Consider the following 14,996-nt stretch of genomic DNA (forward strand, 5'->3'; position numbering starts at 1 on the left):
GATGGTGACGGTTCAGTCGAGGACGATGGTGGTCAGCGCGCGCGGGGCGAGGGTGGCCGTGAGGGTGGTTCCGCGGACGGAGACGACGTCGGACGGGGTGATCGAGCGGGTCTCGTCGGTCACGTACGCGTCGGGGTGCCGGTCGTGCCCGCCGCGCAGGGTGAAGGTGGTGGAGGTCTCGGTGGTCGCGGTGTTGAGGATCTCGACGACGCGGCTGCCGTCGGTGTTGCGGAAGGCGGTGACCTGGAGCGCCGGGTCGGCGTTCGTGACCGGTACGCGGACGGCGTCGGGGCGGATGAAGCGGCTGAAGGCGGCCAGCGCCCAGTACCGCTTGGAGACCCGGTAGTCGTCGCCGGGGTTGGCGAGCTGGATGAGTCCACGGGTCGAGCCGAGGGACGCGCCGACCCAGTAGACGTAGGCGTTGGCGTTGCCGGTGGTCAGGGTGGTCTGGATGTCGGCGGCGACGGTGAGGCCGTCGTAGCCGCTGCCGTCGTCCCAGTTCTCGTTCCAGGTGGTGCCGTCCGGCGACCACTCCGACATCCACACGCGCTTGTCGGTGGGCTGCGGGACCGTGGTGGGACCGCTGTAGCGGTGGCCGGTGATGGTCCGCACGGCCCGGTCGGCGGCGGGGTCGGCTTCGATGGCCTCGGTGTAGGCGACCTGCCGGTCCCAGCCGGCGACGTCGCAGCAGACCAGTTCCGTCTTCAGCCCGGACGCGCGGACGGTCGGCCCGAGCACCTTGAGGAAGTCGACGGCCTGCTGCGGGGTGAAGCGCATCGAGGCGTAGGTGGCCGTCCAGTCGGGTTCGTTGGTGAACCCCAGGTCGGTGATCGGGATGCCTTCCCGCTGGTAGAACTTCGCGTACTGGACGAGGTAGTTCGCGTAGGCCTGGCGCCATTCGGGGCGGAGTTCACCGCCGTCGTTCTCGCTGTCGTTGGTCTTCATGAAGGCCGGCGCGCTCCAGGCGTCGGCGAAGAACCGCTCGACGCCGTACGCCTTGGCCTCCTTGGCGAGCCAGACCTGGCCGCCGTCCCAGCCGTCCCAGACGTACGTCGGCGTGGCGTCCGGTCCGCCGGGGTCGGTCGGCAGGATCGTCGGCATGTGGTCGTAGACCCGGTCGGTCGACGAACCGATGCCGAGGCGCAGGATGGAAAGCCCGGCGCCCTTCTCCTTGCTGAGCAGCAGGTCGAGCACCTCGCGCTGTTTCGCGGGGCCGAGGCCGCGCGCGCCGTGCAGCAGGTCGGCCCGCTGGAAGGCCATGGAGAAGCCGAATCCGTCGATGGGCTGGAGCTCGGCGCGGAAGTCGATGCCGGGGCGGGCGGGGGCGGCGGGTTCGGCCGCGGCCTGAGTTGTTAGCGCTAACAATACGACGGCTGTCAGGGCGGTCAGACGTTTCACTGGGTCTCCTGGGGAGGTGGAGGGGTGGGGGTGGACGGGTCAGCCCTTGGTGGCGCCCGCGGTGAGGCCGCCGATCAACTGCCGCTCGGCGACGGCGTAGAAGGCGAGGGCGGGGACCATGGCGAGCACGATGTAGGCGAGGACGAGCGCGTAGTCGGTCGAGTACTGGCCCTGGAACTGCTGGACGCCGACGGGGATCGTCTGCCACTTCGGGTCGTTGAACACCAGCAGCGGCAGGAAGAAGTTGTTCCAGCTCGCGACGATCGCCAGCACGGAGACCGTGCCCAGGGCCGGGCGCGCCATCGGCAGCAGGATCGTCCAGAAGAAGCGGAACCTGCCGCAGCCGTCCATGACGGCGGCCTCCTCCACCTCCGCCGGGATGGTCCGGAAGAAGCCGCGCAGGATGATGATCGTCATGGGGAGCCCGAAGGCCGCCTGCGGGAGGATCACCCCGAGCGGGTTGTCGAGCAGGCCGAAGGTGCGCAGCATCAGGAAGAGCGGCAGGACGGCCACCGCGAACGGGAACATCAGCCCGATCGTGAACAGCCCGTAGAACAGCTCACGGCCGCGGAAGGCGTAGCGGGCCAGGACGAACGCCGCCATCGCGGAGGCCCCCACCGTGCAGAACGTCGTACCGATCGCGATGCCCGCGCTGTTGGCGATCTGCCGCCAGAACATCCCGTCGCCGAGGATTCCGGTGTAGTTGCCGATCTTCCACTGCTCCGGCAGCCCGAACGGGTTGCTCGTGAGCTCGCCGGTGCTCTTGAACCCGGAGATCACCGCGTAGATCAGGGGGACGACGACGAAGGCGCCGATCAGCCAGATCACGGTGTGCAGCGAGAGGCCGCGTGCCGTCCTGCGGGCGTTCACCGGCCGCCTCCCGTGGTGACGGCCCCGCTCAGGTCACGGCGGAGCACGTAGCGCTGGTAGAAGAGGGAGAAGACCAGGCTGATCATGAAGAGCACCACGCTGATGGCGCTGGCGTAGCCGACCTGGTACCGCTTGAACCCGGACTGGAACATCGCGATCGCCATCGTCTCGGAGGAGTGGTTGGGCCCGCCCGCGGTCATGACCCAGACGAGGTCGAAGAGCTGGATGGAGCCGATGACCGAGAGGAAGACGCTGATCCGGATCGTCGGGCCGAGCAGCGGCAGCGTCACGTGCCGGAAGCGCTGCCAGGCGCCGGCGCCGTCGATGGAGGCGGCTTCCAGGATCTCCGCCGGGATGCTCTGCAGACCGGCGAGGAAGAGCATCATGTGGAAGCCGAAGTACTTCCAGACCATGACCACGAACAGGGTCGGCATGACGGTCGAGGGGTCGGCGAGCCACCTGCCCTGCAGGCCCTCCAGGCCCAGGAGGCCGACGAGGTGGTCGGCCATGCCGGTCCCGGGCAGGAAGATCATCGTGAAGAGGACGGCCGTGACGACCTCGGACAGGATGTACGGGGCGAAGAACAGCATCCGGTAGACGGCCCGGCCGCGCAGCCGCTGGTTGAGCAGGACCGCGGTGAACAGCGCGAACGGCAGCTGCACCGTGATCGACAGGACGATCAGGTACAGTCCGCGGCCCAGATCGCCGAGGAAGACCTGGTCGCCGAAGAGCCGGGTGTAGTTCGCGAAGCCGACGAAGTCGTCCATGGGGCCGATCCCGCCCCACTTGAAGAAGCCGGTGAAGACGGCGACGACGATCGGGGCGAGGACGAAGACGAGGAAGAGGACCAGGGCCGGTACGAGGAACCAGGCGACCGAGGCCCAGTCCCGCCACCCGCGCAGGAGCGACCGGACCGGGGCGGGCGGGCGGCGTACCGGCACGGCGTCCTCCGTCCGCTCCTTCGTCAGGGTGGCCACGGCGTCAGGCACTCTTCGCAGCCTCGGTGATCGACGCGGTGACCTGCTCGGGCGTCTTCTTGCCCGCGATGAGGTCGGCGACGCTGTCGTTGACCTCCTGGCCGACCGCCGGCGGATACGCCTGGTCGAGGAAGAGCTGGAAGCCGGTCGCCCCGACCAGGCTCTCGGCCACCACCTTCTTGTTGGCGTCGGTGAGCTGGCTCTCGGCGCCCTTGACCACCGGCAGGTAGCCGTTGGAGGCCAGCAGCTTCGACTCGTTCTCCAGGACGAAGAACTTCAGGAAGTCCAGCGCCTCCTTGGGAGCTCCCTTGCGCAGCGCGAAGCCGCCGCCACCGCCGAACACCTCGGTGGCCCGGCCGACACCGCCGTCGACCGTCGGGAAGGGGAAGAAGCCCAGGTCCGCTCCGAGGCCGGCGCCCGCGTCCTTCTGCACCGACGGACCCCACTGCCCCATCAGCTCCATGGCGGCCTGGCCGTTGCCCATGGTCGCGGCCTGGCCTCCGGGGGTCGCGTAACCGGCGCCGAGGAAGGCCGGCTGGAAGGGCTGGAGGTCGACCAGCTCCTTGAGGTGGACGCCGGCCTGCACGAATCCGGCACCCGTGAAGTCCTTGTCGGTGGCGGCCTGTTGCAGTGCGGGGAGGCCGGCGACGCGCATCGCGAGATAGGCCCAGTAGTAGTGGCCCGGCCACTTCTCCTTGCCGGCGAGGGCGATCGGGGTGATGCCCGCCGCCTTGAGCTTCCCGACGTCTTCGAGGAGTTCGGACCAGGTGGCCGGCGGGGTGGTGATCCCGGCCCTGGCGAAGAGCTTCTTGTTGTACCAGAAGCCGACCATGCCGATGTCGTAGGGCACTCCGTAGGTCCGACCCTCGAACTGGTACGCCTGGAGCGAGACCGGGGTGAGCTCGGACGACCAGTCGAGGAGGTCGGTGAGGTCCTCGACGAGACCGGCGTCGACCTGCTGCCGCAGCACGCCGCCACCCCAGGTCTGGAAGACGTCGGGGAGCTTGCCCGACGAAGTGGTGGCGGTCAGCTTGGACTTGAACGCCTCGTTCTCCAACGAGGTCGTCTGGATCGCGACGTTCGGGTGAGCGGACGTGAACGCCGAGGAGATCTCCGGGAAGAGGGACTTGCCCGGCTCGGTGGTGGCGATGTTCCACCACGCGAACGACACCTTGCCGTCGCCCGGCGGCGAGCCGCCTGATCCGTCGGCCCCGCAGGCCGCCGTCAGGGAGACGGACAGGGCCGTCAAGCCCGTGAGGGCCAGGAAGCTTCGTCGGCTCGGGAGGGTGTTGGCCATGGGACCTCCGGGTGGGGAATGCCGGGGCGGACGCGCCCGAAACTTTTTCGAAATACTCTCGAATTCCGCGCTGCCACAAACTAGGAACGTGAGCCCTATCGGTCAAGACCCCGCGTCAATTTATCTGCACTCAATGACTGTTCGCAGGGTTGACAGCAGGTCGGGACGCCCGGAAACTCATCGAAAGTTTGCGATACCTGTCGGCCGGAGACATCCGCGCAGAGGAGAGAAGTTGAGCGAGCAGCGCCCGACCCTGGCCGTCATCGCCGCGGAAGCGGGGGTTTCCCAGGCCACCGTGTCCAAGGTGATCAACGGCCGCTCCGATGTCGCCCCCTCGACCCGCCAACGGATCGAGGGCCTGCTCCAGGCTCACCACTACCTCCCGCCCGGCCGGCAGGGCAGAGGCCGCAGATCGGGACTCGTCGACCTGATCATCGGCGGTCTGGACAGCGCGTGGGCGGTGGAGATACTCCGCGGCGTCGAGGCCGAGTGCGCCCAGCGGAGCGTCGCCACCGTCGTGTCGCTCGTCCCGCCTGGCGAGGCCGCGCCCTCCGGCTGGACCGCGCTGCCGGCCCGGCACCACAGCGACGGCGTCATTCTCGTCACCGCCTCGGTCACCCACGCCCAGCGTGCCCAGGTCGAGCGGACCGGGGCGGCGCTGGTCGTCATCGACCCGATCGACCTGCCGGGCAACGGCGTGCCGAGCGTCGGGGCGACCAACTGGGCCGGCGGCCTCTCCGCCACCGAGCACCTGCTGGAGCTGGGGCATCGCCGGATCGCCGCGATCGGCGGACGCAAGGAGATGCTCTGCAGCCAGGCCCGCATCGACGGATACCGGGCCGCCCTGGAGCGGGCCGGGATCGAGGTCGACCGCGACCTGATCCGGTTCGGCGACTTCCAGCACGAGGGCGGCTTCCGCTGCGCCCAGGAGCTGCTCGCCCTCCCCGAACCGCCCACCGCCGTCTTCGCGGGCAGCGACCAGCAGGCGATGGGCGTCTACGAAGCCGCCCGGCAGGGTGGCCTGAGCATCCCGCGGGACCTCAGCGTGGTCGGCTTCGACGACCTGCCGATGTGCGACTGGCTGTCGCCGCCGCTGACGACGGTGCGCCAGCCGCTGGAGGAGATGGGCCGGGTCGCCGCCCGCACCCTGTTCCAGCTCATGGACGGCCAGCCCCTGGTCAGCCCCCGGATGGAGCTCTCGACCGAACTCAAGGTCCGGGTCTCCACCGCCCCGCCTCGTCCCTAGGAGGATCCCTTGTACGAGCCCTGGCGCGCCCCCCTCCCGCCCCCGTCCGGGCGTGGCGCCTCCGCTCTCCACACGCCGGTACGCCCTCCGGCCGGCCGCGCGCCGTCCGTGCCGGTCGGCCTCGCACCCGGTCCCGTCCCCGTCCTCGCCCTCACCCGCGTCCTCGCCCCCGGCCCCGCCCCCGCCCCATGAGCCCGCCCTTCGGTGACCCCGTACCGTCCGGGTTCCACAGCCGCGGTCTCGTGCACTGGCGGCGCCTCGGCTCCGCGCTCGACCGGCCGTCCCAGCTCGACCTCGACGGGTGCGCGCCCTCACGCGGTCTCTTCGCTGCCACGATCAGACACCATGACGGGGTGTTCCCTCTCGTCTGCACGCTGATGGACGGGCCCGGCCGCTTCGTCGTCACGGCCACCGACCCGGCGGGGCCGTGGTCGGAGCCGCGGTGGCTGGAGGGCGAGGGCTTCGACCCGTCCTTGTTCTTCGACGAAGGGAGCGACGGCGAGGGCGAGGGCAACGGCGAGGGCGGCGACCGCGGCGGTGACGGCGGCGGTCGGGCCTGGTTCCTCCCCCGCGAGCGGCGGCTCACGGGCCCCGAGTACGTCCTGTGGTCGGGGAGCCGGGCGGGCACGCGCTGGGTGGAGGCCCCGCACCTGTACAAGGTCGACGGCTCCTGTCTCCTGCTCACCGCGGAGGGCGGCACCGAGGCGGACCACAGCGTGGTGGCCGCCCGCGCCCGTCACGTGACGGGCCCGTACGAGGGCGTCCCCGGCAACCCCGTGCCGCCGCCCGCCACGGGCCCGGTCGCCTGCACCGGGCACGCCGACCTCGTCCGGACCCCGGACGGCGACTGGCGGGCCGTCCTCCTGGGCGTCCGCCGGGGCTCCGCGATCGGCCGCGAGACCTTCCTCGCCAGGGTGACCTGGAGCGACGGCCGGCCGGTCTTCTCCCCTGCCGGCCGCACCGGCCCCCGTACCCACCCCCGTCTCCACGACGACTTCGCCGCCCTCTCCGCGGACCGGAGCACCCTGCGTACCCCACGCACCCCGTTCCGGACCACCGGCGACGGCGGGCTCCGGCTCCGTCCCGAACGGCTCGGCGGACGCGGCACCCCGTCCCTGCTGGTCCGGCCCCAGGAGCAGCCCGCCTGCGACGTGTCCACCGCGCTGCCCTTCACGCCCGCGGCGCCGTACGAACAGGCCGGCCTCGCCGTCGTCCTGGACGACGACGCCCGTCTCCTCCCCCGCACGGCGGAAGGACTCACCCTCCGCCGCGGGCCCGAGGTGCTCGCCCGCGCCGACCTCGCCCCAGGCGGCGTCTGGCGGGAACTGGCCACCGTCGAATCCGGCTTCCTCGCCCCGCGGTTCACCAGCGTCCAGGTCGGCCTCTACGCCACCTCCGACGGCCACCCGTCCGCCGACAGCGCCCGTTTCACGCGGTTCGACCTCACGTATCCGCCTACGCGCCCGCATCCGCGTCCGCATCCGCGTCCGCGGAATTCGTCGGACTGTTAGCGACGTCACCGGACGGCGCATTCGCGGCCATTTCCGCCGCCGGGGCATTCAAGCCGCTCCTGGATTTCGCGTGCCTTCCGCAGCGAAATCTTTCGACTTCCCGGGGACTTCGAAACATCCTCGAAACCGTTGACATGCTCCTGTCGCATTTCCACACTGATTCCTGAGGCGGCTCGACTTCTTCGCCGCCGCACCACGGTGCCGGTCTCGAATTCTTCGCACCCCGGCGGCATGCGCGTTTTCCCATGGGCATCGACGCCGCGGACGGAGATTCCTTCCGCCGTTTCCGCAACATTCTCGATTCACCTCCTGGAGGCCCAGCCATGCGTTCACCCACTCGTTCCCCTTCCAGCGTCCGCCGGAGAATCGGCGGCCTGGGCGCGGCGCTGATCGTCGGCGTCCTCGGCTCCGCCGCCGTACTGGTCGCACCGTCGGCCTCGCAGGCCGCCGAGACCACGCTCGGCAAAGCGGCGGCGCAGAGCGGCCGGTACTTCGGCACCGCCATCGCCTCGGGCCGGCTCGGCGACTCGACGTACACGACGATCGCGAACCGCGAGTTCAACATGGTGACGGCCGAGAACGAGATGAAGATCGACGCCACCGAGCCGCAGCGGGGGCAGTTCAACTTCACCGCCGGCGACCGCGTCTACAACTGGGCGGTGCAGAACGGCAAGCAGGTGCGCGGCCACACCCTGGCCTGGCACTCGCAGCAGCCCGGCTGGATGCAGGCACTCGAGGGCAGCACGCTGCGCCAGGCGATGATCAACCACATCAACGGCGTGATGGGCCACTACAAGGGCAAGATCGCCCAGTGGGACGTCGTGAACGAGGCCTTCGAGGACGGCACTTCGGGCGCCCGGCGCAACTCCAACCTGCAGCGCAGCGGCAACGACTGGATCGAGGTCGCCTTCCGCACCGCGCGCGCCGCCGACCCGGCCGCCAAGCTCTGCTACAACGACTACAACACCGACAACTGGACCTGGGCCAAGACCCAGGCCGTGTACGCCATGGTCAAGGACTTCAAGCAGCGCGGCGTTCCCATCGACTGCGTCGGCTTCCAGTCGCACTTCAACAACGGCAGCCCCTACAACAGCAACTTCCGCACCACCCTCCAGAGCTTCGCCGCCCTCGGCGTCGACGTGGCCGTCACCGAACTCGACATCCAGGGCGCCTCGGGCACCACCTACGCCAACGTCACCAACGACTGCCTCGCCGTCCCGCGCTGCCTCGGCATCACCGTCTGGGGGGTGCGCGACACCGACTCCTGGCGGGCCGAGCACACGCCGCTGCTGTTCAACGGCGACGGCAGCAAGAAGCCGGCCTACACCTCCGTCCTCAACGCGCTCAACGCCGTCTCCCCCAACCCCAACCCGACCCCCACGCCGACTCCGTCCCCCGGCTCCGGCCAGATCAAGGGCGTCGCCTCCGGCCGCTGCCTGGACGTGCCCGGCGCCGTCACCACCGACGGCACGCAGGTCCAGTTGTGGGACTGCAACGGCCGCACCAACCAGCAGTGGACCTACACCGCCGCGGGCGAGCTCAGGGTCTACGGCGACAAGTGCCTGGACGCCGCCGGCACCGCCAACGGCACCAAGGTGCAGATCTACAGCTGCTGGGGCGGTGACAACCAGAAGTGGCGGCTCGGATCCGACGGATCCATCGTCGGAGTCCAGTCCGGGCTCTGCCTCGACGCCGCCGCCAACGGCACCGCGAACGGCACCCTGATCCAGCTCTACTCCTGCTGGAACGGCACCAACCAACGCTGGACCCGCGGCTGACCGTAGCCGTGACACCTCGCACCAGGGAGGGGAGCCAGGATGGTCCTGGCTCCCCTCGGCGCGGTCACGCGGAGGAAGGGTTGCCGTAGTAGGCATCCGGCCCGTGCTTGCGTGTGAAGTGGCGGTCCAGGAGGTGCTGCGGGGGTTCGACCGGGCCCAGGGCGAGGGTGCGGAGGGCCATCTCGGCCACCGCCTCGCAGATGATGGCGTGCTCCAGGGACGAGGTGGCGTCGGCGCCCCAGGTGAAGGGCCCGTGGTGGGCGACCAGGGCGCCGGGGACCTCCCTGGCCCGGGTGTCGTCACGGTCCAGCAGGTCCACGATGACCTGGCCGGTGTTGTACTCGTAGTCCGTGGCGCACTGCTCGGGCGTGAGGGCGGCGGTGACGGGGACGGGCCCGTTGAAGGTGTCCGCGTGGGTCGTGCCGAGCACCGGGATCGGCCGCCGGGCCTGGGCGAAGGCGACGGCGTGGGTGGAGTGCGTGTGGGTCACGCCTCCGATCGAGGGGAAGGCCAGGTAGAGGCTCCGGTGCGTCTCCGTGTCGGTGGACGGGCGCAGCCGGCCCTCCACCACGCTCCCGTCGGCCAGCGCGACGACGACGAGGTCCTCCTCGGTGAGGACGTCGTAGGTCACGCCCGAGGGCTTGATCACGAAGACGCCGGCCTCCCGGTCCACTCCGCTCACGTTCCCCCAGGTGAGGGTGGCGAGACCGGCTCGGGGAATGCGGAGGTTGGCCTCCAGCACCTCTCGGCGCAGTTCCTTGGACACGGCGGTGCTCACGGAGGACTCCCTTCCGGTGGGCGCGGTCACAGGCTCTGGGCCAGACGGTGGTACGCCTGGTTCCAGCGCAGCTCGCGCGTGAAGCGCCGGACGGTGGTGTCCTCGTCGATGACGGCGAGTTCGGTCCGCAGCATCTCGGCGAGGTCGTCGATCTCCTCGCCGACGAGCGCGGTGGTCAGGACGGTGTGGTGGGGCGCTCCGGCCGTCAGCCATGCCTCGGTGGAGGTACGCAGGTCGGGGCGGGGCCGCCAGACGGCTCGGGCGACGGGGAGCCGGGGCAGCGGCTCGGGCGGGGCGACGACGTCGATGCGGTTGGCGACGAGGCGGAACCGGTCCCCCATGTCGGCGAGACCGACGACGACGGCCTGACCGGGATCCGCGTCGAAGACGAGGCGGACCGGGTCCTCGCGTCCGCCGATGCCGAGCGGATGGATCTCGCAGCTGGGCGTCGCCGTCGTGAGCGAGGGGCAGACCTCCAGCATGTGGGCGCCGAGGATGAGCTCCTGACCGGGCGTCAGGTCGTAGGTGTAGTCCTCCATGAAGGAGGTGCCACCGGGCAGGCCGTACGCCATCGCCTTCAGCGTGCGCAGCAGGGTGGAGGTCTTCCAGTCCCCTTCGCCGCCGAAGCCGTACCCGTCCGCCATCAGGCGCTGCACGGCGAGCCCGGGCAGCTGGCGCAGGCCCCCGAGGTCCTCGAAGTTGGTGGTGAACGCGCGGAACCCGCCTTCCGTGAGGAAGGTGCGCAGCCCGGCTTCGACGCGGGCGGCGTAGCGCAGGGAGTCGTGGCGCTCGCCGCCGGGCCGCAGCTCGGGGGCGAGGGCGTAGAGGTCCTGGTACTCCTTGACGAGGGAGGTGACGGTGGACTCGTCAGCGGCGTCGACCGCGGCGACGAGGTCGTTGACGCCGTAGGTGTTGACCGAGACGCCGAACCGCAGCTGGGCCTCGACCTTGTCGCCCTCGGTGACGGCGACGTCGCGCATGTTGTCGCCGAACCGGGCCAGTCTGAGGGTGGTGAGTTCGGCGCGGCCGACGGCGGCGCGGGCCCATCCGGCGACGCGGTCGACGACGTCGGGCGTGGTGACGTGGCCGGCCACGGTCTTGCGCGGGACGCCGAGGCGGGTCTGGACGAAGCCGAACTCGCGGTCGCCGTGGGCGGCCTGGTTCAGGTTCATGAAGTCCATGTCGATGGTGGACCAGGGCAGTTCGCGGTTGGCCTGGGTGTGCAGGTGGAGCAGGGGTTTGCGCAGGGCGTCGAGGCCGGCGATCCACATCTTGGCCGGGGAGAAGGTGTGCATCCAGGCGATCAGGCCGATGCAGCGGTCGTCGGCGTTGGCCTCCAGGCAGATCGCGCGGATGGCGGCCGCGTCGGTGAGGACCGGCTTCCACACCAGGCGGACGGTCATCCGGGGCTGCCCGGCGAGGGTGTCGCAGAGGGCGCGGGACTGGTCGGCGACCTGGGCCAGGGTGTCGTCGCCGTAGAGGGCCTGGCTGCCGGTGAGGAACCAGATCTCACGGTCGGGCGGGGCGAGCGTCATGTCGGGTGTGCTCCTCGAAGGTGCTGGGGCGGGGAGGTCGGGTCGGTCAGCCGGTGGTAGCGGCGTGTGCGGTGTTGCGGATACGTCGCAGGCGGTGCAGGAGGAGGTCGGCGCCGGTGCCGAAGTGCTCGTGCAGGGCCCGGTACTCGCCGAACAGCGCGTCGTAGGCATCCGCCCGCGCGGGGTCGGGCAGGTACGCGTGGCGCTGGACGCCGCCCATGACGGCGGCGGCGGAGCGGACGTCGGGGTGGGCGCCGGCGGCGACGGCGGCGTGGATGGCCGAGCCGAGGGCCGGCCCCTGTTCGGAGGTGCCGAGGGAGACGGGGCGGCGGAGCACGTCGGCGTGGATCTGCATGAGGAGCGCGTTCTTCTTCAGGCCGCCGGTGACGATGAACTCCTCGACGGGGATTCCCCCGGCCTCGAAGCCCTCGACGATCAGCCGGGTGCCGTAGGCGGTGGCTTCGAGCAGGGCCCGGTAGACGTCCTCGGGCCGGGTGTCGAGGGTGAGGCCGGCGATGACGCCGGAGAGGTGGTGGTCGACCAGGGGGGAGCGGTTGCCGTTCATCCAGTCCAGGGCGACGAGCCCGTGCGCGCCGACCGGCTGGTGCGCGGCCTTGCGGGTCAGGAGTTCGTGCAGGTCCTCGCCCGACGCCTCGGCCTCGGCGCGGTAGTCGTCCGGGACACCCTGCCGGAGCCACCAGGCGAAGATGTCGCCGACCGCGCTCTGGCCGGCCTCGTAGCCGTAGGAGCCGGCCACGATGCCGCCGTCGACGACGCCGCAGATGCCGGGGACCTCGGCGAGGGTGGCGGCGTTGAGGACGTGGCAGGTGGAGGTGCCCATGATGGCGAGCATCCGGCCGTTCTCGACGGCGCCCGCGGCGGGCGCGGCGACGTGGGCGTCGACGTTGCCGACGGCGACGGCGACGCCCTCCGGGAGGCCGGTCCAGCGGGCGGCCCGGGCGCTCAGTCCGCCGGCCCGGGAGCCCAGGGGCGACAGCGGGTGCTCCAGGCGCGTGGCGGGGAAGTCGGCGAAGTCCGGGTGGAGCCCGGCGAGGAAGTCCGGCGAGGGGTAGGTGCCGTCCTGGTGGATGCCCTTGTAGCCGGCGGTGCAGGTGTTGCGGGACTCGGTGCCGGTGAGCTGCCAGACGATCCAGTCGGCCGCCTCGATCCAGCGGGCGCAGGCGGCGTAGACGGCGGGGTCCTCCTCCAGTACCTGGAGGGCCTTCGCGTACTGCCACTCTGCGGAGATCCTGCCGCCGTACCGCGCGATCCACTTCTCGCCCCGGGCGTGCGCGAGGGCGTTGATGCGGTCGGCCTGCCCCTGGGCCGCGTGGTGCTTCCACAGTTTGGGCCAGGCGTGCGGGCGGTCGGCCCACTCGGGCGTCAGGGCGAGCGGAGTGCCGTCCGGGGTGGTCGGCAGGACGGTGCAGGCGGTGAAGTCGGTGGCGATGCCGATGACGTGGGCCGGATCGACACCCGCGTCGGCGAGCGCCCCGGGAACCGCGGTGCGCAGGACGTCGCGCCAGTCCTCGGGGTGCTGCAGGGCCCAGTCGGGGGGCAGGGGGGCTCCGCCGGAGGGCAGGCGGTCCTCGATGACGGCGTGGCGGTACGCGTGGACCGACGAACCGAGTTCGGCGCCGTCCCGGACCCTGACCACGACGGCGCGCCCGGAGAGGGTGCCGAAGTCGACTCCGATGGTGCATGCCTCGGGGTGGTGGCGGACCACGGGACCGGGAAGAACGTGTGAGCTCACGATGCGGTCTCTCTCGTCGGGAGCAGGGGCAGGAGCAGGAGCCAGAGGAGCACTCTGATTGTTAACGCTCACAATTGAGTTGAACAAGAGCTGGGTGCAGTTCTGTCGAACATCGGGCGAGAAAGAATGCCTCTGAAGTGAGCGCTCACGCGTCGCGCGAAGAGGCCGCCGCCGCGGCCGCCCCACGGCGGCCCCGGGCGCGCGGCGCCGGAGGGCGAACAGCCGGCGGAAGGACCCTGTCACCGGCCGACAGAAGGCCCCTGCCGCCGGTCCGGCGGAAGAGCCCGTCACCGGCCGACGGAAGAGCCTGTCACCGGCCGACGCGGCGCCCCGCCACCGGCCCGATCCGGCCGGGAAGCAGGCCCGGAGAGCCCGACCCGGCCGGAGTCCGCACCCGCCCGACCCCGCCCGACCCGGACCGACGCGGCGGGAGCCCGACCGGAGCCCGGCCCACCCTGGAGGGGCAACCCGGCCCGGCCGGAGCCCAGCCCGACCCGGCCCGACCTGGCCCGACCTGGCCCGGCCCGACCTGGCCGGAGCCCAGCCCAGCCCGACCCAGCCCCAGCCAACCCGGCCCAGCCCAGCCCAGCCCCCAACCCCGACCCAGCCGGAGCCCAGCCCAACCCGACCTGGCCCAATCCGGCCCAGCCGGAGCCCGCCCCGACCCGCCCCGACCCGCCCCCGCCGGAACGCGGCGGCCGCCGAAGTCGCCCTTCGCGTCAGGCCTCGTTCGGAGGGCGCGTGCTCGCCCGCATGATCAGCTGCGGTTCCACCAGGAGGTGCTCGGTCTTCGTGGCGCGGCCCTCGATGTGGTCCACCAGGAGTCCGATGCTCCGGCGCCCGATGGCGGCGAAGTCCTGCCGGACCGTCGTCAGCGGCGGGGGGAAGTACTCGGCCTCGGGGATGTCGTCGAAGCCGGCGACGGCCACCTGCGCGGGGGTGCGGATCCCGCCCTCGCGCAGCGCCCGCAGGACGCCGAGCGCCATCTGGTCGTTGGCCACGAAGACGGCCGTGACCGGCGTCGCCCCGCGGCGGGCCATGGCGAGCCCCGCGAGCTCCTGCCCGGCACGGTAGCCGGACAGCGGGCTCCAGTCCCCCGCCAGGACGCGCGGGGGCCGGATGCCGCTCTCCTCCAGGACGGCACGCCATCCCGCGGTGCGGGCCTCGCTCTCCAGCCAGTCGCCGGGACCGGACACGTGCCAGACGTTGGCGTGTCCGGCGGCGAGCAGGTGCTCGGTGACCATGCGGGCGCCGAGTTCCTGGTCGAGGGAGACTCCGGGCAGGTCGAGCTGGTGGCCGCCCTCCACGGTGACCACGGGGAAGGGCGCGTCCAGTTCGGCGAGCGCCTGGACGTGCGAGCGCTGCGGGGTGATGGCGACGACGCCCTCCACGCCCCAGGCCGCGAGGTGGTCGATGGCGTCCTTGAGACCCTGCCCGCCTCCGCTGCGCAGACTGACGGTCGAGACGAGGTAGCCCTCCTCCCGCGCCGCCTCCTCCAGGCCGGTCAGGGTGCTGGCGGGGCCGTACAGGGCGGTGTTGACGGCGATGACGCCCAGCGTCCTCGTCCGGCGCGTCACCAGGGCGCGCGCGGCGGAGTTGCGGCGGTAGCCGAGCCGCTCGATCGCCTCGGTGACCTGCTCGCGGGTGGCGGCGCGCACGTTGGGGTGACCGCTGAGCACCCGGGAGACGGTCTGGTGGGAGACCCCCGCCACCCGTGCGACGTCGGCCATCGTCGGCGGGCGGACGTCTTCCGCGGGATGCGCCACGTTCGCCTCCCTTCTCCGTGCTCACGGCTGTGTATCGATACGGGAAAAACCTTAGCGCCTCTTGTATCACGCCTTTGTGAGCGCTAA

Annotated in this window: 11 protein-coding genes; 3 read left to right on the forward strand and 8 right to left on the reverse strand. The window is 71.4% G+C overall.

Annotated features, from left to right (window positions below):
- Nucleotides 1–12 precede the first annotated feature (12 nt).
- The 4 genes from HHL19_RS19400 to HHL19_RS19415 form a co-directional block, all read right to left on the reverse strand.
- Complete coding sequence (locus HHL19_RS19400) at nt 13–1,398, reverse strand: glycoside hydrolase (RefSeq protein WP_169091335.1); 1,386 nt, start codon at nt 1,396–1,398, stop codon at nt 13–15.
- A gap of 39 nt (nt 1,399–1,437) precedes the next feature.
- On the reverse strand, nt 1,438–2,268 hold the full coding sequence (locus HHL19_RS19405) for a carbohydrate ABC transporter permease (RefSeq protein ID WP_169091337.1): 831 nt from the start codon (nt 2,266–2,268) through the stop codon (nt 1,438–1,440).
- On the reverse strand, nt 2,265–3,170 hold the full coding sequence (locus HHL19_RS19410; protein ID WP_240981757.1) for a sugar ABC transporter permease: 906 nt from the start codon (nt 3,168–3,170) through the stop codon (nt 2,265–2,267). The genes HHL19_RS19405 and HHL19_RS19410 overlap by 4 nt, the downstream gene beginning before the upstream one ends.
- Nucleotides 3,171–3,249: 79 nt before the next feature.
- Nucleotides 3,250–4,542 carry an extracellular solute-binding protein gene (locus tag HHL19_RS19415; protein ID WP_169091341.1) on the reverse strand — a complete coding sequence of 431 codons (1,293 nt, stop codon included), beginning with the start codon at nt 4,540–4,542 and terminating at the stop codon, nt 3,250–3,252.
- Between the two features lie 232 nt (nt 4,543–4,774).
- Here HHL19_RS19415 and HHL19_RS19420 point away from each other — a divergent pair, with 232 nt between their 5' ends.
- The 3 genes from HHL19_RS19420 (at nt 4,775) to HHL19_RS19430 (ending at nt 9,077) form a co-directional block, all read left to right on the forward strand.
- Nucleotides 4,775–5,788, forward strand: coding sequence for a LacI family DNA-binding transcriptional regulator (locus HHL19_RS19420; protein WP_169091343.1), 1,014 nt, complete (start codon nt 4,775–4,777; stop codon nt 5,786–5,788).
- Nucleotides 5,789–5,976: 188 nt separating this feature from the next.
- The gene (locus HHL19_RS19425) at nt 5,977–7,299 is read left to right on the forward strand and encodes a family 43 glycosylhydrolase (RefSeq protein WP_169091345.1); all 1,323 of its coding nucleotides are present in this window, start codon (nt 5,977–5,979) and stop codon (nt 7,297–7,299) included.
- Between the two features lie 323 nt (nt 7,300–7,622).
- On the forward strand, nt 7,623–9,077 hold the full coding sequence (locus HHL19_RS19430; protein WP_169091347.1) for an endo-1,4-beta-xylanase: 1,455 nt from the start codon (nt 7,623–7,625) through the stop codon (nt 9,075–9,077).
- 64 nt (nt 9,078–9,141) lie between these two features.
- On the opposite strand, the gene araD is transcribed toward HHL19_RS19430, so the two are convergent.
- The 4 genes from araD to HHL19_RS19450 form a co-directional block, all read right to left on the reverse strand.
- Nucleotides 9,142–9,855 carry an L-ribulose-5-phosphate 4-epimerase AraD gene (gene araD, locus HHL19_RS19435; RefSeq protein ID WP_346768306.1) on the reverse strand — a complete coding sequence of 238 codons (714 nt, stop codon included), beginning with the start codon at nt 9,853–9,855 and terminating at the stop codon, nt 9,142–9,144.
- A 26-nt stretch (nt 9,856–9,881) separates the two neighbouring features.
- Complete coding sequence (araA, locus tag HHL19_RS19440; RefSeq protein ID WP_169091351.1) at nt 9,882–11,390, reverse strand: L-arabinose isomerase; 1,509 nt, start codon at nt 11,388–11,390, stop codon at nt 9,882–9,884.
- A gap of 46 nt (nt 11,391–11,436) precedes the next feature.
- Nucleotides 11,437–13,143 (reverse strand): ribulokinase, encoded by a 1,707-nt coding sequence (gene araB, locus HHL19_RS19445; RefSeq protein WP_346768307.1) that lies wholly within the window; start codon nt 13,141–13,143, stop codon nt 11,437–11,439.
- 719 nt (nt 13,144–13,862) lie between these two features.
- Nucleotides 13,863–14,909: a LacI family DNA-binding transcriptional regulator gene (locus tag HHL19_RS19450; RefSeq protein ID WP_169091353.1), complete on the reverse strand. Its 1,047-nt coding sequence runs from the start codon at nt 14,907–14,909 to the stop codon at nt 13,863–13,865.
- Nucleotides 14,910–14,996 lie beyond the last annotated feature (87 nt).

Origin of the sequence: Streptomyces sp. R302 (assembly GCF_012927245.1) — a bacterium.
GTDB lineage: Bacteria > Actinomycetota > Actinomycetes > Streptomycetales > Streptomycetaceae > Streptomyces.

Coding starts and splice junctions, on each gene's coding strand:
- HHL19_RS19415 (WP_169091341.1), bottom strand. CDS start 4,542: ATGGCCAACACCCTCCCGAGCCGACGAAGCTTCCTGGCCCTCACGGGC.
- HHL19_RS19425 (WP_169091345.1), top strand. CDS start 5,977: ATGAGCCCGCCCTTCGGTGACCCCGTACCGTCCGGGTTCCACAGCCGC.
- HHL19_RS19430 (WP_169091347.1), top strand. CDS start 7,623: ATGCGTTCACCCACTCGTTCCCCTTCCAGCGTCCGCCGGAGAATCGGC.
- araA (WP_169091351.1), bottom strand. CDS start 11,390: ATGACGCTCGCCCCGCCCGACCGTGAGATCTGGTTCCTCACCGGCAGC.